The organism is Lederbergia panacisoli, from assembly GCF_024626525.1.
GTDB classification, from domain to species: domain Bacteria; phylum Bacillota; class Bacilli; order Bacillales; family Bacillaceae_C; genus Lederbergia; species Lederbergia panacisoli.
In genome coordinates, this window is record NZ_JANJGU010000002.1 from 218,469 (window position 1) to 235,755 (window position 17,287).

Genomic DNA, 17,287 nt, shown 5'->3' on the forward strand with positions numbered 1-17,287 from the left:
AGTTATTTGAGCATTCTAGGTGTTTTGTCCAATTTGCATGCTCTTTTATTAACTGCTCTTTTTAAGTTTATGCACTGCCTCGATAAAAATATCACCGCGAACTTCAAATGTTCTATATTGATCCCAACTTGCACATGCAGGCGAAAGCAAAACAACATCTCCGGTATTTGATATTTCATATGCGGCAGGTACTGCATCTTCTACATTGTTGACACGAAGAATTGTTTCTATTCCCGCCGCCGTCCCGGCTTTTTCAATTTTTTCTGCTGTTTCACCAAAAAGGATGAGTGCTTTTACACCATGTAAAGCAGGGATCAAATCCTCGAATGTATTACCGCGATCAAGTCCGCCTGCTAGGAGTATAACCGGTTCTTCGAATGCGTTTAAGGCACTCGATGCAGCCAGTATATTCGTTGCCTTTGAATCATTATAAAATTTTCTTCCGTTGATTTCTTCAACAAACTGAGTTCTATGCTTAACACCTGTAAACGTAGTTAATACCTTGCATATAGACTCATTATCCACATCGAGAAGCTTAACCGCAGCTGTGGCGGATAAAATATTTTCTAAATTATGAGCACCGGGCAAAACGATCTCATCCAAGCTTATAATATCTTCTCCCTTAAAGTTAAGCATTCCGTTCCTAATTGAAGCACCTTCTTGTAAATAGTTCTTTGTTGAAAAAGGAATGATTTTTGCTTTCGTGAAGCTAATCAACTCCATCAGTTCCTTTTGATCAGCATTTACGATAACGTAATCAGTTTCAAGTTGATTTTTAGTAATGTTCATTTTAGCGCATGCATACTCATTCCAGCTCTCATGGTAGTCAAGATGAGCCTCATATAAATTTGTAACAATGGCAATATGAGGCCTAAACGTATTAATTCCCATTAATTGAAAGGATGATAATTCAACGACCATCGTATTGTCGGGAGTCGCTTTCTGGGCAACTTCAGAAGCAACTGTACCAATATTTCCAGCGATTAAAGGATTACGACTTGCTTTGCCTAACATTTCATAAATTAAAGTCGTAGTCGTTGTTTTACCATTTGTCCCTGTAATCCCAATAATATCTGCTTCAGATATTTGATAAGCCAATTCAACTTCTGTCAAAATCGGTATTCCAAGTTCCACTGCTCCTTGAACGAGTGGATTCGAATAAGGAATCCCAGGATTTTTCACGATTAGTTCAAATCCTTCATCAAGCAGTTCAACTGGATGGCTGCCGCAAACAACCTTTATTCCCTGTTCAAGCAGCCCCTGAGCATCGGGATTCTCTTCGAAAGGTTTATAATCATTAACGGTCACAAAAGCTCCAAGTTGATGCAAAAGAGATGCAGCTACGACTCCACTTTTCGCAAGCCCTAATACAAGTACTTTTTTATAATGATAATCATTTACTGTTAACATGCTACATCCACACCTCAATATATATTCCTAAAATTGAACAAAGAAGACCGACCGTCCAAAAAGTAACAACTACACGCCATTCAGACCAGCCAGATAATTCATAATGGTGATGCAAAGGGCTCATTTTAAATATACGTTTACCAGTAGTTTTAAAGGAAGCTACTTGTAATATAACCGACAATGTCTCGATAACAAAAATTCCCCCGATGATAATAAGTATCAATTCCATTTTTATTAAAATGGCAATTGCTGCTATAGCTCCACCAAGTGCAAGGGATCCTGTATCCCCCATAAAAACTTTTGCTGGATGAGCATTAAATACAAGGAAGCCAAGAACAGCTCCAACAACTGCTACTGCAAATACAGATATATCATATTGCGACACGCTCCAAGCTAAAATAGCAAAAGCCCCAAATGCAATTGCAGCAGTACCCGACAACAAACCATCAAGTCCATCTGTTAAATTGACAGCATTTGAAAACCCAACAAGCCAGAAAATGACAAATAATGGATAAACCCAACCTAGTTCTAATGAGAAATCAGTAAAAGGAATAGAAATTGATGTAGAGAAATCATTTATCTTTAAGACAATATAAAAAACGAGAGCTATAACTATTTGACCAAACAGTTTTTGCTTCGATGTCAATCCTAGATTTCTTTTTAGGGCGATTTTAATAAAATCATCTAGAAAACCGAGTAAACCGTATCCGAATAAAACGAATAACAGCAAATAAATTTCCAAACTCGGCTCCGAGTATTTCCACGTCATGACGAGAGAGGTAATAATAACAGATATTACAATTAAAATACCACCCATTGTAGGCGTGCCACTCTTTTTTTGATGGGATTTAGGCCCTTCTATACGAATGCTTTGACCGAATTTTAACCTTCTAAGAAATGGGATAAAGAGGGGTGATAGTAAAACCGTAATCAGAAAACCCATTATAAGTGCAAATAATATAACCTTTTCCATCATTGACCCTCATTCCTCATTTCCTTACTAACTTCATTTTCCTTCAATAAACAATAAATCTCATAATAAATACTATCTTTTTGTAAATTTTGTTCAGAAAACATCATTATCGCTCTTTCTCCACATTTATTTAAAGTAATTTTTCCTGTATATTTGCGGACTAGCTTTACCATTGCTTCAACTGAATCATCTACATATATAACAGGAAAATCGTTAGGTGTATAAGCAGGGATTGGAATGTTTCTGGGCCAAATTGTAGAAACAGCCCCATTTCCAATCGCTTTTAAAAGATTGCTATCCGTATTTGATGCTATAAACAATCCTTTTTCTTGTTCAATCGAGCTGTCAAAAGATAAGCTTCTATATATTAATGTACTTACTTTAACGCCTTTAGTATTGGGATAAAGCTTCACCACATCACGATACGTGAGCATGCAATTATCGCTCCTTTATTGCCTTTAATGCGATAATCCGATCATCAAAATCAAATACTTGATCACCAATAATTTGATATGTTTCATGTCCTTTTCCAGCGATTAATACGACATCGCCATTACTTGCTGTTTCAATAGCCGCCTTAATGGCTTCCGCACGATCTGGAATCATTAGATAATTTCCTACCGCTCCTGTTTCCATATCATTTAAAATCGCTAACGGATCTTCACTCCTTGGGTTATCAGAAGTGAAAATTGGATCAGTTGAATACTTACAGGCAATATTAGCCATCAACTGACGCTTGGAAGGATCTCTATCTCCTCCACAGCCTACGATTGCAAATATTCGCTTATTAGCAAATTGTTGGATTGTCTTTAGTACATTTTCGAGAGCTTCAGGTGTATGCGCATAATCTACGATGACTGAAAAATCTTGCCCGCCGTTTACTGATTCAAATCTTCCTGGTACTCCAGTTGCCTTTTCAATCGCTTGAACGATAAGATCTAGAGGAATATTCGATGCGTATGCAGCTGCAATAGAAGCAAGCGCATTATATATATTAAACCTACCCATTAATTTAAGGGTAACTTTCTTTTCCCCTTCAGGCGTGTGAAGGGAAAAGCTAGTACCGCCATTTTCAAGAATAATATTACTTGCCATAAAATCTGACGGTGAATCTATCCCATATGTTACAATATGAGCCGATGTTTCGACTATAAATTTCTTGCTGGCTTCATCATCTGCATTTAATACAGCAAACTTTTTATTTTTATCATAGGAGTTTCCAAGTTTAGAAAATAAAAGGCTCTTTGCAAGTCTATACTCTTCCATAGTATGGTGATAATCAAGATGATCCTGTGATAAGTTTGTAAAAATAGCTACATCATAGTCGCAGCCATTCACTCTTCCTTGCACTAAAGCATGGGACGATACCTCCATAATAGCAGTATCAACCTTTTCATTAACCATGTTATGAAAAACAGATTGAAGGACAAGACTATCAGGAGTCGTATTCTTTGTTTCGATTGTCTTATCTCCTATTTTCATATAAATAGTTCCAATTAATCCAGTAACTTTCTTATATTCCCGGAATATAGATTCAATTAAATGGCTGGTCGTAGTCTTTCCATTTGTACCGGTAATACCAATCAAATGTAACTGTTTGGTTGGGTGCCCATAAAAAGCATCTGCCAGTATTGCCATTGCTCTTTTAGTATCTTTTACAACAATGACTGGAACATTTAAATCCAAGTTTCTTTCGGACAATATTGCTGCAGCCCCGTTTTCAACGGCTTCCTTTGCAAAAGTATGCCCATCAAACACATGGCCAGTTATACAAATAAATAAACATCCGGGGGTCACTTTTCTATTATTGTTCACAATACTAGTGATTTCGGGATTATCATCCGGCATCTTTATAAATGGAATGGATTGTAAAAGTGTATGTAATCTCAATTTATTCAGTCCTTTCGGGCACCTCTCTAAAGAGATGACAAGTTTACTTCAATAAAAGCATTCTTTTCTATTCTACAAAATTATTGTAAATGAAGCCATCATCGTTTATAAATTTTTTATAAATATATTCATACAATAGGCGGCCATGAGAGTCTCATGCCGCCTGCGGAAGCTATTTCATGTATATCCTTATAACAGAACCTTCTTCCACCTTAACACCCGGCTCTGGAACTTGTTGAACTACTTCTGATCCTTCGCCACTTGTTTTAAGCTTTAAGTTAAACATTTGCTGTTGAATATCTTTAATCGTCATTCCTTTTAAATCTGGTACTTCCACCATAACGGGATCTGTCCATTTCTTTTCTTTTTCAATTTGATTTTTTCTCGGCTTAACCCCCATTGCCCTTAAAGAATCCTCCATAATTTTACCAACAATAGGCGCTGCAACGGTTCCTCCAAATTGAACGATTCCCTTTGGATTATCGACTGCTGTATATACGACGATTTGTGGGTCATCTGCTGGGGCAAAACCTATAAATGATACGATATGATTATTTTCCAAATATCTTCCATCCTTCGCCTTCTGTGCAGTCCCCGTTTTTCCTCCTACACGATATGAATCAATAAATGCATTTCCCCCAGTTCCCTGGGCTACGACACTCTCGAGAGCGTGGCGGATTTCCTTTGAAGTTGATTCAGATATAACCCTCCGTTTTGCCACTGGAGTCTTCCTCATAGCAACTTCCCCAGTAATCGGATCGATTAATTCTTTTGCAATATAAGGCTGATATAATATACCACCATTCACTGCCGCTGCCACAGCAGCAACTTGTTGAATCGGAGTGACGGAAACACCTTGGCCAAATGCAGTTGTTGCTTGTTCAACAGGACCTACCTGATCCATTTTAAAAAGAATTCCTGTCCCTTCGCCCGCAAGATCAATTCCTGTTTTTTGTCCAAATCCAAAATCCTTAATATATTTGAATAACTTTTCTTTACCAAGTCGATCTCCGAGTTCAACAAAACCCGGGTTACAGGAGTTTTCAACGACCTCTAGAAACGATTGGCTTCCATGCCCACCTCTTTTCCAGCATTTTAATGTAGCTCCCCCGACTCTTACCGATCCAGGATCATGGAAATGATCATGTTCAAGATCAACTTTCCCTTCTTCTAGTGCAGCCGCCAGTGTAATAATCTTAAATGTAGATCCAGGCTCATATGTGCTCCAAATCGGTAGATTACGATTATATACTTCTTGTGGAACCTCTCTAAAATCTGCTGGATTAAAAGATGGTCTACTTGACATTGCTAATATCTCACCATTTTTTGGATTCATGGCAATCGTAACAATACCATCTGGATTATATAAAGCTTCAGCATTATCTAGTTCTCGTTCAACAATTGATTCAATTTTTGTGTCTATTGTCAATTTCAGATCATATCCATCAATTGGTGGATCATACTCATCCGACATATCAGGCATTCTTCTACCTTTTGCATCTGAGAAAAATTGTACTGAGCCTTTCTTTCCACTCAATTCTTTATCGTAGTATAGCTCAAGCCCCATCAATCCTTGATTATCAATCCCCGTAAATCCAAGAACGTGTGAAAGGTAACGGCCAAATGGATAATGACGTTTCGAATCCTCTGCAATATAAACACCTTTTAAGTTTAATTCTCGTACTTCCATTGCCTTTTCAAAGGTGATTTTTCTACCTTCACGTATTCTTTCGATCGATGAATTTTTTACCATTTGTTTATAAAGCTTTTCTTTAGACATATTTAATGTAGCTGCAAGTTTTTCCGCAGCCACAGCAGGATCTTCAATCTGCCTAGGGATCACAAAGACAGTTGGAGCACTTTGATTGGTTGCAATTGGAACTCCATTCCGGTCAACGATTTTTCCGCGCTCTGGTTCAAAAGGAATATTTCTGCTCCAAGAATCCCTTGCACGCTCGGTTAATACATTACTCATCCCAAACTGAACATATCCTAATCTTACATCTATGATAAAGAAGATGAACAAACCTGCTGCTAGAATGAACGACAGTCTTTTTCTTACTGTAACCGTTGAAACACGCTTCAAAAAAAGGACCCCCTCATTTTCTGGCTCGTTTAAGCTTATGCCTTGTCCTCCTTAAGTAGAACGAAGAAAAGCAGCGGCTAATGCCGCTGCTTAATCTAATGGTTCATCTTCATCTTCTTTATTTTTTTTAGCTTTTTCCCGTTCAATTTTTTGCTTAGGAGTTTCAAAGTTTACGACAAGATGATCACCTTCTCTAATTGGTGTATCAGCTTTGATATTTTGTTTTGCAGCAAAACCGTCCCCAACTATATTCACGTTTAAATCAGCTAATTGTGCGACGTTTAGTACATCACGTTTCGACCATCCAGACATATTCGGCAACGTGAGATTGCCATTCGTTTTAAGGACGATTTTTTCTCCTTCAATTAGAGAAACTCCTGCTTTTGGAGATTGGCCAATTATCTTTTCACCATTTCCTAAAATAATCGGAACTAATGCATTTTCCTTTAAATAATCAACCGTTTCATTTACTTTCATTTTTGAAAAATCAGGGAGGCTAGCAATTTTAGTATCTGGTATTTCCTCAGGTTGAATATTCAAATACTGTAAACTGCTTTTCATGACAGTATTAAAAATCATTGAAACGGGAACACTTCCATTTTCCGGATAACCATTCTCATCTTCTTTTAAATTAGGTTGTACAATGGCAACATACATAATTAAATTCGGATTATCAGCGGGAGCCATACCGAGAAAGGAGAAAATATAATCGTTATGCCCATATAAATAGCCGCCTTTAGGATCAGGAATTTGGGCAGTTCCCGTTTTACCAGCTACTTTATAGCCTTCGATTTTATACCTCGCTCCCGTTCCGTGTTCAGAAGTAAGAACAGTTTCCAATATGTTTCGTACTTCCTTCGCAGTTTTTTTACTTATTGGCTGCCCCGCCACTTCAGGCTTTGTCTCCTTCACTGTACCATCGTTAGGATCAACTATTTTTTCGACTACATAAGGTTTCATCATTTTCCCATTATTAGCAACTGCTGTCATCGCTTGTACCATTTGCATAGCTGTTACAGTTGTTCCTTGCCCAAAGACACTCGTTACCTTTTCTATTGGCCAATCATATAAGATTTTCCCTGAGACCTCGTTAGGGAGATCGATTCCTGTAGGAGTGCCAAATTTAAACTTATCCATATATTCTCGCCAAGCTTTAGTTCCCATCTTTTCAAGCAAATAAGCAAATCCTACGTTTGATGAGCGCTGCACCCCTTCAAGGTAGGTAATACGTCCCCAACCCTGCCCGTAATTATGGTCCCTAATAGGTTTACTTTTGTTGTCCACACGGTATTCACCTGAAGGAAATGTATCATTTGGGTTAAATGACTTCTCCTCAATCGCTGCAGCTAATGAAAATATTTTCATCGTTGATCCCGGTTCATACGAAGTTTCAATAATCTCGTTATGCCATGATTTGTCAATCCCTACCCTAGTTGCAGGATGATATGTCGGTCTCTGTCCCATTGCAAGGATTTTTCCAGTTTTCGGATCTGCTACAACAGCCATAATTTTTTTTGGCTGGTATTGCTCATCTACCTTATTCATTGCATCTTCAAGGAAAGTTTGAATTTTTTTATCAAGTGTTAAATATATTTCATGCCCATTAACAGGTTCCACAACATGCTTACGTGAATTTGGCAAGATGTAATTCCAAATATCTCCCTCATATTGAATAGAGCCGTCTTTGCCCTTCAATAATTCATCGTAGCTATTTTCGAGACCTGTCTTTCCAACAATTTCAGATGTCTTATCTTTTTTATTTATTTCTTTTTGAGCATAACCAATCAAATGGGAAGAGAAGATTCCATTTGGATAAAATCGTTTAGATTCTTTTAAGAAAGAAATCCCAGGCAATTTAAGATTTTCGACTTTTTTCTTAACAGTAAGGGACAAATCTTTTCCCGCATTTCCGAACTCTACTTGTTTTCTTTCTTCTATCGTAAGTCTCTCGTAAATCTCCTGTTCGCTCATATCAATTTCTTCAGCAAGCTTTGTGGCCGTCATTTGCGGATCTACGACATGCCTTGGGTGTTCAGGATCCATCGTTAAATCCTTATCAAGGATAGCGACCAATGTATATGATGCAGAATCTTCCGCAATAACCTCACCAGTATGGTCGTAGATCGCTCCCCTTTTTGCAGGAATCTTTTCTTGGCGCAAATATAGTTGGGCGGCTTTTGCTGAAAGTACCTTTCCTTCCGCTTCGCCCGTATACTGAATGGTAACAAATCTGACAATCAAGACAAAAAAGAGCAGGCTAAAGAAAATAAAGAAAAAAGCTGCTCCTATGTTCATATTCTTTTTTGTATTTTTCATTTTTTCTCAACAACCCTGACGTTATTCTCATCCAAATCTAATCCTGATTTTCTCGCTATTTTCATTACTCTTTCATTACTGCTTAATTCTTTTACTTGTGATTCCAAATCACCATTTACTTTTTGTTGCTCAAAAATGGCAGATTTCACATCTTCGATATTTTTATTCACTTCATATATTTTCGATTGAGCGGAAATAATTTGAACGGCCATTATACAAACGAAAGCAACGAGCAGCATCGCTAAAAATTTTTCTCCGGGAGTTATTTTCGCGTGACGTCTAATGGTCTTAACTTGAACTTGGGTTTGTTGCCCAGTTTCAATATGTTGTTGATATTGTTTCCGTGCTAAATTACTCAAAATGTCTTCCCCCTACATCAAATTGCCAAAATGGGTTTATGTTTTTTCTGCAATTCTTAATTTTGCTGAACGTGACCGATTGTTCTCACTTAATTCCTGCTCAGAAGGAATGATTGGTTTTCGATTAATAAGCTTCAACTTGGGTTCATAGCCTTCGGGTATGACAGGCATTCCAGGAGGCAATTTGGGTCCTGCGCTCGCTTCTTTAAACACAGTTTTACAAATTCGATCTTCTAATGAATGAAAAGTAATGACACTAATTCTTCCTGAAGGGTTAAGCAAATCAATCGCTTGGTTTAACGAACTTTCAAATGCGTGCAGTTCATCATTCACTGCGATACGAATTGCTTGAAAAATCCGCTTGGCGGGATGTCCACCTTTTCTTCTTGCTGGTGCCGGAATTCCTTCTTTAATTAATTCTACTAATTCACCTGTCGTTTCGATCGGCGCCTTTTCCCTTGCTGCTTCAATTTTCCGAGCAATTTGCTTTGAAAATTTTTCTTCGCCATAATGGAAAAAAATCCGAACCATATCCTCGTAAGACCACTCGTTAATAACATCATAGGCTGAAACTTCTCCTTGAAGATCCATCCTCATATCAAGTGGTGCATTGTGGTGGTAACTGAATCCTCTCTCCGGGGTATCCAGTTGTGGGGAAGAAACTCCCAAATCATATAATATCCCGTCCACTTTATGTAAACCAAGGCTGTTTATTTTTTCTTCTATATATTTAAAATTACTTTTTACAAAAATCAAGTTGTTTTCGTATTTCGAAAGTTTTTCCTTAGCATGTGCGATAGCTGTCTCATCTTGATCAAAGGCAATTAATCTGCCTTCACTGGATAGTTTGGAAAGGATTAGTTCAGAGTGACCCCCACCCCCGAGTGTACAGTCCACATAAATTCCATCAGGATGAATATTCAAGCCTTCGACAGTTTCCTTCAATAGCACGGTAGTATGATTAAACATTAGATGTCACCTTTCTGCACCAATCGACTAAATGTCAAAATCAATCATATTCTCTGCGATTTCAGCAAAAGATTCTTCTGATTTTGCAAAATAGTCTTCCCAAATATCCTTGCTCCAAATCTCTATTCTGTTCGATACCCCTAAAATCACGCATTCTTTTATTAGTTTAGCATAGCCAAGTAGTGGAGTTGGCAAATTTATTCTGCCTTGTTTATCCAATTCGCATTCAACGGCACCTGAGAAAAAAAATCTCGTAAATGCTCTAGCATCTTTCTTAGTCATGGGGAGAGTTTTTAATTTTTCTTCCAAAAGTCGCCATTCTTCGAGTGGATAACCAAACAAACATTGATCTAATCCGCGAGTAATGACAAAATTCTCACCAAGATGTTCACGAAATTTAGCCGGGACGATTAAACGGCCCTTCGTATCAATGTTATGTTGATATTCTCCCATGAACATAGTCTTGCCCCCACTTTCTAATTTTACTGTACCACATCCCCCCACTTTCTACCACCATTTTTTAATCTGAATATAAAAAAAACTATCTTATTATTGAAGAAATGCTCAATAATAAGATAGTCATAATTGTTCATATTTTAATTAATTTATGTGTTCCATCAAAAACATATGTTTCGGCCATTAATTGCTGTATAAAGCTTTCGCCCATTTCATTCAAGTAATAATAAATATTCCACACTCTTTCTTGAGGGATGCCGTTTGGCCTTAAATGACGTTCAATTCTATTGTATTTGTCCAAAATCGTTTGATGTTTCAATTCAATGGATATATTTGACTTATGCTCCATAAAATTAATTTGATTCAAATGTATCGAGAGGTTTTTTCTAGCTAAAGGCAATAATCCTCGATCACTTTCTTCTAATCTTTTGAAAATGGAATGATACTGTTCCTCCATAAAAGTTTTAACGTTATCAAGTATACTTTGCAACTCTTTATCCGCCATATTTTCCAAGAACATAGCTTTATTTCGAGCGACTCCATTTTTAAGGATATCATCAATAGACAGCTCCAAATCGTTTATATCCCGTTCTACAGCAGCCTCAAGAAATGTCATATTCATTCTTGGAATAATAGGGGGCATTTTATTTCCTAAAATGTCGAAAGCTTGTTTCAACTCACCCCAGTAAGCGATTTCACCTGGTCCAGCTATGAAGGCCAGTGTAGGAAATAGCCACTCTTGCATTAATGGTCTCGTAACTACATTATTACTGAATTTCTCGGGATATTGCTGTAATAATTCAAGCACATTTTCCTTATCTAACTGAAGTTGGGCTTTCTTCGATAAAAAGCAATTACTTACAGGATCATAGTCCAATAAAATTCGTTCATTATGTAAGTAATAGAATAAATTGGCGGCATTTTCATCCATCTCAATTGCCTTTTTAAAACCGTTATTCCCAATCTCTTCCTGTTGTCTTAATACAGCTTGCGTAATCTCTACATTTTGTTCGATTATGTTAGAAAAGAATGGCTCTTCCAAAAGTCGTAAACCCGGGTCAGCCGAATCTATAATGAGCAAACCGTAATCTTTAAAAAGGGTCATTACGATAAATGAAAAAATATCAGTAATAGAATCGTACTTCATGGTTGCGGTGTGTAATGTAGATAATAATTCCTTCGTATTTTCCTTTTCGCCAAAATGCATGAAAACTGTATCAATCCAGTGGTGCATATCGTCTTTATTATAGTAAATATGTGAGGTCATTCTTTTCTCATCGTTATTGCCTGAAAAGGAAATCTTTTTTAATGAATGTCCAGCTTCTGCATAGATATGATTGATTTCGAGAAAATCATGGTCTTCCCCTGCAATCCAAAAAATAGGAACGACTGGTTTATTTAGCTTATGTTCCTGCTCCTCAGCAAGCTTTATAATTGAGATAATTTTATGTATTGTGTAAAGCGGGCCGGTTAATAAACCAGCTTGCTGTCCGCCAATGACAACAACCGATTGCTCACTTTTCAACTTATCTATTGATTGCTTTGTCTTTTCCGATTGCGGAAATTTCATCATATAATTCTCGATTACTCTTGCAATACCAGCTCTATCTATATTTTTTGTCATGAGATCGCGATATCGCTTTTCGTAAACACTGTTCTCCGTTATATCGTAATGAAAAAAACCTTTTACAGGTTCTTTTTGTTCTATATAAAGAGAAGCAAAGTCGTTCGTCGCTGGAATGACTATGCTTTCAAATTTCATAAGCCGTACTTCCTTTCTGTATTTTCTAAGCGTTAGTATAGCAAAATCTGAAAAGAAAAGATATTATGTTGTTTTAAAAAAATATTCAATTGAACATTACAGCTTCAATTGCGCGTGAAGCTGCGCCGTACAAAAGCAAGCCTATGTATACGACTGAAAACAATAAGAAATTTAGTCTCCAAAACCCTTGAAATACTTTCCCATAATCTATTTCTTCCTTAACTTTCCAATAAATATATGTAAATACTATTGCTGTTAATAAAATAAATAGAATAATCATCCAAAGGAAAGATTTAGACCAAATGACTAAAATTAAATAATGAACCGAAAAAATTAATATAAATGTAGTTATGTTGATGGCTGCACTTTTAGCCTTTTGGTGGCTTTTAGTCCATTGTTTCATGATGAAAAATACTAGAGCATATAGAAGCACAGGCAGTATAATAAAAAGCGCCGCCAGTGAGGACAAAAAAACTAACATTATTCCCTTAATCCCCCTTCTAATTCCTTCCCTTTTATCATGTTGAATACCAATTTTGTGAAGGGTAAAGCATGTCCTTTTTTATTTCCTTGCTCAATAATGTATCCTAAAATTGCGTCTATTTCCGTTTTTCTTCCGTCTTTCAAATCTTTTAGGGTCGAAGAAGTATTTTCCTTAGTTTTTTGGCAAATCGCTTCCACTTCATGCAATGAATCTTCTTTATTCATTTCTGGAAAAAGTGGCATGATTTCATTAAATAACATTAAGAAGCATTTATAGTAATACGGATTTTCAATAAGCCTTCCATTTTGGACATTAAAGATGGCCGTAAGAGAATTAATTAAAGCATTGGCAATTAGTTTAGAATAAAGGATATTTTTATAGTTTTTTTGAATTTGAAAGGGAAAATATTGTTTGTTCATGTTTGGGAATTTTTCAAAATCGTGATGTAGTCCTCGAAAAATGGCGATATTTGTTTTTCCAATGCCCGTATGCCGAATGGTCCCATAATCAATTCTTAGTACTCCATGTTCAACGGTCCCCACATAAATAGAATGATGGGGCAAAGTATCAAGCAGCTGCAAATGCCCCATGCCGTTCTGGATAAAAAGAAGTGGTATATGTGTAGGTATCATATGAAATACTTGTTCCAAAGAGTTAAGATCATATTGTTTCACGGCTACAACAATAAAATCCTGATCTGTAACTTTTTCAAATTCCTCATTTCCTTTTACTGCATATTTGCTTTCAGTATTTTCACGTATTAATGTAATGCCTTGATTATTTAATGCCATTGCCTGATTTTTCGTTTTAGTAAATATGGTTACATCATGATAAGGGCTAAAATAAGCCCCAAAAAGAAGTCCTACAGCGCCGCCGCCAATTATTCCAATTTTCACATCATCACCTAGTAATTGTTTATATAGGACTATTGTAGCAAAGTTCTTGCATTCTGGGTATTTTAAATAATCAGACAGGAAAAACTGGGTGCTTGCGTCTCATTTCCGGGATTTCTTTCGTCTCATAAAGAGTAAATCTAGAGATGAGTACCTCTCTTAATTCATGTGCTGCTACTATCTCATCTACGATTAATTCAGATGCCAGTTTATAAATATCAATATGTTCTTTATATTCATCTTGTTTATTTTTAATAAATTCTGTTCGTTCATTGGGATTATCAATTTCGATAATCTTATTGGAATACACAGCATTGACGGCTGCTTCCGGGCCCATCACCGCAATTTGGGCTGTTGGCAATGCAATGCAACAATCAGGTTCAAATGCTGGACCAGCCATCGCATACAGGCCTGCACCATATGCCTTCCTAACAATGACAGATATTTTGGGAACTGTTGCAGAGCTCATCGCTGCAATAAGCTTTGCCCCATGTCTTATAATCCCCCCACGCTCCACCTTTGTTCCTATCATAAATCCAGGTACATCGGCAAGAAAAAGGAGTGGTATATGAAAGGCGTCACATAATTGAATAAACCTTGCTCCTTTGTCAGCGGAGTCAATAAAGAGGACTCCACCTTTTACTTTGGGTTGATTAGCAATAATGCCAATCACTCTGCCACCTATTCTTGCCAAACCAGTAATCAGTTCCGGTGCGAAAAGTTTCTTGATTTCAAAAAAACTACCCCCATCTACGAGCGCATTAATGCCTTCATACATATCAAAAGGGATATTTTGGTTTAAAGGTATAATAGCATCAAGCGGTCTTCCTTGATCAGGATGTTTAACTATTCCTTTTTCTGTTTTTTCTTGATAATTTGCAGGGAAATAAGAAAGATACCTTTTAGCTGCTACAATGGCTTCTTCTTCTGTTTCTACTAAAATATCACCACAACCGCTTATGGAACAATGCATTCGAGCTCCGCCCATTTCTTCTAATGTAACCTTTTCACCTATAACTTTTTCGGCCATTCGCGGCGAGCCTAAATACATGGAAGCATTATTCTCAACCATAATGACACAATCGCAAAATGCTGGAATGTAAGCACCCCCTGCTGCAGATGGACCAAATAAAATACAAACTTGAGGGATCATCCCCGATAATTTTACTTGATTATGAAAAATCCTTCCTGCTCCTCGGCGATTTGGGAACATGTCAAGTTGATCGGTTATCCTTGCACCCGCAGAATCAACTAAATATAATAGAGGCACCTTTAATTTTTCTGCTGTTTCTTGGATGCGGATGATTTTTTCGACTGTTCTTTCACCCCACGACCCTGCTTTGACGGTAGAATCATTAGCCATCACGCAAACAGTTTGAGCATTCACTTTTCCGATTGCTGTCACAACGCCATCTGCGGGAAGATCATTTGAATTAAAATTGGCAAACAGACCGTCTTCTTCATAAACTCCACCTTCAAAAAGAAGGGAAAGCCGCTCTCTTACAAATAGCTTATTTTGAAGCTTTAATTTTTCATGATATTTTTCTTTTCCCCCTTTAAAAACCAACCTACGTCTCTCATCCAGCCTTTCAAAATCAGAAGACAATGTATGACCTCCTTTTTATAAAAGAATTGCCTTATTCTGTATTGAGTGAAATAAATAATCTACATACATCACGTCTGCCTGTTACCGTTGATTTCCGTTCCAGGCGGACGCGTTCCGGGGGGCGTGCGGTGAGCCTCCTCGGTCGCTACGCGCCCTGCGGGGTCTCACCTGACACGCTAATCCCCCGACGGACAGGACGTCCTAGTGTCGGCGTTGGCCACAGGACGTGGCCGTCTTTAGCCGACCTGGAATCGCCGCCTGGAACGTAGATCAACTGAGATATTTTTTCGCTCATAGGTATGAGAATTCATAGGCGGAGAATTTCCTGCTATTGTATATAAACCAGCTAAAGAAGCAGATATAAGCGGAGAAATTCCGATTAACTGCTCTAAATATGACAAAATCCAAAGATTTGGATGATATAAACGGAAAAACTTCCTTTATTTTCAAGGAAATATGGGTATTTCCTAATTTAAACGGAATTTATCCGTTTATTTTTCGAATAGAGTGAAATCAACATTCAGTTATAACAGAGCTGAAGCTTCTTTTGGCGGCCTTTTATTGAAAAGACTTTGATGAAATACAAAATCATAATACCGATAGTCTATATCATCATTCCAACACTAAAAGGATATCTCCTTCATTAACAAAATCATCTTCTTTGACTTTTATTTCTTTTATTTTTCCAGGTTCCATCGTTTCAATCGGAATTTCCATTTTCATTGATTCTAGGACCATTAATTCCTGTCCTTTTGAAACTTCTTCGCCAACTGTGGAAATAACCCTTAAAACGATACCAGTGATCGGTGATTCGATTGTTTTCATTTAACATTAGCCTCCCTATCCCATTTGTCTATACATTTCATCCCTGAATAAATTTGTGCTTTGTTATATAATATTGTTTAAGGTTATGCATCATGATTGTTGCATTTTTTCTACTAATATTGATTGCTTTCAAAGTTTCAAATTGCCTTATATCAATAAATAATACGTAAGGGGGAGCTTATAATGACTGCCAAGGTTGTAAAGTTAAAAATAAACTATAAAACAATGGAAGAATTTAAAAAGTTTAAAGAATATGGTGCTCAGGAACTTTCTATGTTGGAGGATTTAGAAGCGAATATGATTGAGGATGATTCCCATTCGCCTTTTTACGGCATATATTTTGGTGATAAGCTCGTCGCCCGAATGAGCCTTTATCGAAGGGATTCTCGTTTCGATCAATATTTTGAACCACCACAAGATTATTTAGAAATATGGAAGCTCGAAGTACTGCCAGGATATCAAAATAAAAGATATGGACAAAAACTAATTGATTATGCGAAGAGCTATAATATGCCAATCAAAACAAATCCGCGTATGAATTCTCGGGAGTTTTTCGAAAAGCTGGGATTCAAGCCGGTCACGTATGAAGTGGACCGGGACCTGGGAGAGAACCCGCTTGTCTGGTACCCAGCTGGAGTTTCGGAGCAGAAACATTAAATTAGATCTTTTATCCTAAAGATAAACTTAAAAAAATTGAATCTATTTTTCTGTATATCCGTATAATGATTTGTAGCAATTATTTTTTCATCAGGAGGTTTTTATTTGAAACGAACAGGGGAAATTACATTAGGTATTATCGGGATCATTTTAAGTGCGCTAACGGCATTAATGGGAATGTTATTTATGTTTGCTGGCAAATCAGAAGATATGATACCAATATTGGAAGAATCCTTGAACGATCCTACAATCAATTCAGAAGGTATAGATTTAAATATCATTCTTAATATGATGTCAACCGCTGGATCGGCATTAATAATTGCAGCTATCCTTGGGGTTGTTTTAGGTCTAATCGGGGTGATTGCTATCAAAGGAAATAAAAAACCTAAGCTTGCCGGATTGATGTTTATTATTGGTGCCGTATTAATCGGTGTCATAACAATCGGCTTCGGATTCTTACCTGCTTTACTCTTCCTTATTGCAGGAATTATGTGTTTTGCCAGAAAGCCATCACTGCCTCCACCAAGTGATGAACAGTTGGAAAATATTTAAGTTACTTCTAATTTCAAAGAGCCGTGAAACGACACGGCTCTTTCTCCTG

At 37.1% G+C, this 17,287-nt stretch carries 16 protein-coding genes; 2 read left to right on the forward strand and 14 right to left on the reverse strand.

Annotated elements, in window-relative coordinates; genetic code table 11:
* Positions 1-48: 48 nt before the first annotated feature.
* The 14 genes from murD to NQ185_RS04030 form a co-directional block, all read right to left on the reverse strand.
* Positions 49-1,410, reverse strand: a complete 1,362-nt coding sequence (gene murD, locus NQ185_RS03965) for a UDP-N-acetylmuramoyl-L-alanine--D-glutamate ligase (protein ID WP_257580252.1) — start codon at positions 1,408-1,410, stop codon at positions 49-51.
* 1 nt (position 1,411) lies between these two features.
* The gene (gene mraY, locus NQ185_RS03970; protein ID WP_257580253.1) at positions 1,412-2,386 is read right to left on the reverse strand and encodes a phospho-N-acetylmuramoyl-pentapeptide-transferase; all 975 of its coding nucleotides are present in this window, start codon (positions 2,384-2,386) and stop codon (positions 1,412-1,414) included.
* Positions 2,383-2,817, reverse strand: coding sequence for a hypothetical protein (locus NQ185_RS03975; RefSeq protein WP_257580254.1), 435 nt, complete (start codon positions 2,815-2,817; stop codon positions 2,383-2,385). Before NQ185_RS03975 ends, mraY begins: the two co-directional genes overlap by 4 nt.
* Positions 2,818-2,821: 4 nt before the next feature.
* Entirely contained in the window at positions 2,822-4,273 is a 1,452-nt protein-coding gene (locus NQ185_RS03980; protein WP_257580255.1) for a UDP-N-acetylmuramoyl-L-alanyl-D-glutamate--2,6-diaminopimelate ligase, read from the reverse strand.
* A 172-nt stretch (positions 4,274-4,445) separates the two neighbouring features.
* Positions 4,446-6,359, reverse strand: coding sequence for a stage V sporulation protein D (locus NQ185_RS03985; protein ID WP_257580256.1), 1,914 nt, complete (start codon positions 6,357-6,359; stop codon positions 4,446-4,448).
* A 90-nt stretch (positions 6,360-6,449) separates the two neighbouring features.
* On the reverse strand, positions 6,450-8,675 hold the full coding sequence (locus tag NQ185_RS03990) for a penicillin-binding protein (RefSeq protein WP_257580257.1): 2,226 nt from the start codon (positions 8,673-8,675) through the stop codon (positions 6,450-6,452).
* Positions 8,672-9,034, reverse strand: coding sequence for a cell division protein FtsL (gene ftsL / locus NQ185_RS03995; protein WP_257580258.1), 363 nt, complete (start codon positions 9,032-9,034; stop codon positions 8,672-8,674). The genes NQ185_RS03990 and ftsL overlap by 4 nt, the downstream gene beginning before the upstream one ends.
* Before the next feature lie 36 nt (positions 9,035-9,070).
* Positions 9,071-10,003 carry a 16S rRNA (cytosine(1402)-N(4))-methyltransferase RsmH gene (gene rsmH / locus NQ185_RS04000; protein ID WP_257580259.1) on the reverse strand — a complete coding sequence of 311 codons (933 nt, stop codon included), beginning with the start codon at positions 10,001-10,003 and terminating at the stop codon, positions 9,071-9,073.
* A 27-nt stretch (positions 10,004-10,030) separates the two neighbouring features.
* A complete protein-coding gene (mraZ, locus tag NQ185_RS04005) occupies positions 10,031-10,462 on the reverse strand; it encodes a division/cell wall cluster transcriptional repressor MraZ (protein WP_213128703.1) in 432 nt (143 codons plus the stop codon).
* A gap of 130 nt (positions 10,463-10,592) precedes the next feature.
* A complete protein-coding gene (gene bshC / locus NQ185_RS04010) occupies positions 10,593-12,221 on the reverse strand; it encodes a bacillithiol biosynthesis cysteine-adding enzyme BshC (RefSeq protein WP_257580260.1) in 1,629 nt (542 codons plus the stop codon).
* Positions 12,222-12,306: 85 nt separating this feature from the next.
* Positions 12,307-12,702 carry a DUF3397 domain-containing protein gene (locus NQ185_RS04015; protein ID WP_257580261.1) on the reverse strand — a complete coding sequence of 132 codons (396 nt, stop codon included), beginning with the start codon at positions 12,700-12,702 and terminating at the stop codon, positions 12,307-12,309.
* Positions 12,702-13,601 carry a 2-dehydropantoate 2-reductase gene (locus tag NQ185_RS04020; protein WP_257580263.1) on the reverse strand — a complete coding sequence of 300 codons (900 nt, stop codon included), beginning with the start codon at positions 13,599-13,601 and terminating at the stop codon, positions 12,702-12,704. The genes NQ185_RS04015 and NQ185_RS04020 overlap by 1 nt, the downstream gene beginning before the upstream one ends.
* 70 nt (positions 13,602-13,671) lie before the next feature.
* Positions 13,672-15,204 carry an acyl-CoA carboxylase subunit beta gene (locus NQ185_RS04025; RefSeq protein WP_257580264.1) on the reverse strand — a complete coding sequence of 511 codons (1,533 nt, stop codon included), beginning with the start codon at positions 15,202-15,204 and terminating at the stop codon, positions 13,672-13,674.
* Positions 15,205-15,816: 612 nt separating this feature from the next.
* On the reverse strand, positions 15,817-16,029 hold the full coding sequence (locus tag NQ185_RS04030) for an acyl-CoA carboxylase biotin carboxyl carrier protein subunit (RefSeq protein ID WP_257580265.1): 213 nt from the start codon (positions 16,027-16,029) through the stop codon (positions 15,817-15,819).
* Between the two features lie 183 nt (positions 16,030-16,212).
* Here NQ185_RS04030 and NQ185_RS04035 point away from each other — a divergent pair, with 183 nt between their 5' ends.
* Positions 16,213-16,686 carry an N-acetyltransferase gene (locus NQ185_RS04035; RefSeq protein WP_257580267.1) on the forward strand — a complete coding sequence of 158 codons (474 nt, stop codon included), beginning with the start codon at positions 16,213-16,215 and terminating at the stop codon, positions 16,684-16,686.
* A 105-nt stretch (positions 16,687-16,791) separates the two neighbouring features.
* Complete coding sequence (locus NQ185_RS04040) at positions 16,792-17,238, forward strand: DUF4064 domain-containing protein (RefSeq protein WP_257580268.1); 447 nt, start codon at positions 16,792-16,794, stop codon at positions 17,236-17,238.
* The last annotated feature ends 49 nt before the right edge of the window (positions 17,239-17,287 follow it).

What these genes read in the sequence shown, in the direction of transcription:
- murD (WP_257580252.1), bottom strand. Translation starts at nt 1,410, where the DNA reads ATGTTAACAGTAAATGATTATCATTATAAAAAAGTACTTGTATTAGGG.
- mraY (WP_257580253.1), bottom strand. Translation starts at nt 2,386, where the DNA reads ATGATGGAAAAGGTTATATTATTTGCACTTATAATGGGTTTTCTGATT.
- NQ185_RS03975 (WP_257580254.1), bottom strand. Translation starts at nt 2,817, where the DNA reads ATGCTCACGTATCGTGATGTGGTGAAGCTTTATCCCAATACTAAAGGC.
- NQ185_RS03990 (WP_257580257.1), bottom strand. Translation starts at nt 8,675, where the DNA reads ATGAAAAATACAAAAAAGAATATGAACATAGGAGCAGCTTTTTTCTTT.
- rsmH (WP_257580259.1), bottom strand. Translation starts at nt 10,003, where the DNA reads ATGTTTAATCATACTACCGTGCTATTGAAGGAAACTGTCGAAGGCTTG.
- mraZ (WP_213128703.1), bottom strand. Translation starts at nt 10,462, where the DNA reads ATGTTCATGGGAGAATATCAACATAACATTGATACGAAGGGCCGTTTA.
- bshC (WP_257580260.1), bottom strand. Translation starts at nt 12,221, where the DNA reads ATGAAATTTGAAAGCATAGTCATTCCAGCGACGAACGACTTTGCTTCT.
- NQ185_RS04015 (WP_257580261.1), bottom strand. Translation starts at nt 12,702, where the DNA reads ATGTTAGTTTTTTTGTCCTCACTGGCGGCGCTTTTTATTATACTGCCT.
- NQ185_RS04030 (WP_257580265.1), bottom strand. Translation starts at nt 16,029, where the DNA reads ATGAAAACAATCGAATCACCGATCACTGGTATCGTTTTAAGGGTTATT.
- NQ185_RS04035 (WP_257580267.1), top strand. Translation starts at nt 16,213, where the DNA reads ATGACTGCCAAGGTTGTAAAGTTAAAAATAAACTATAAAACAATGGAA.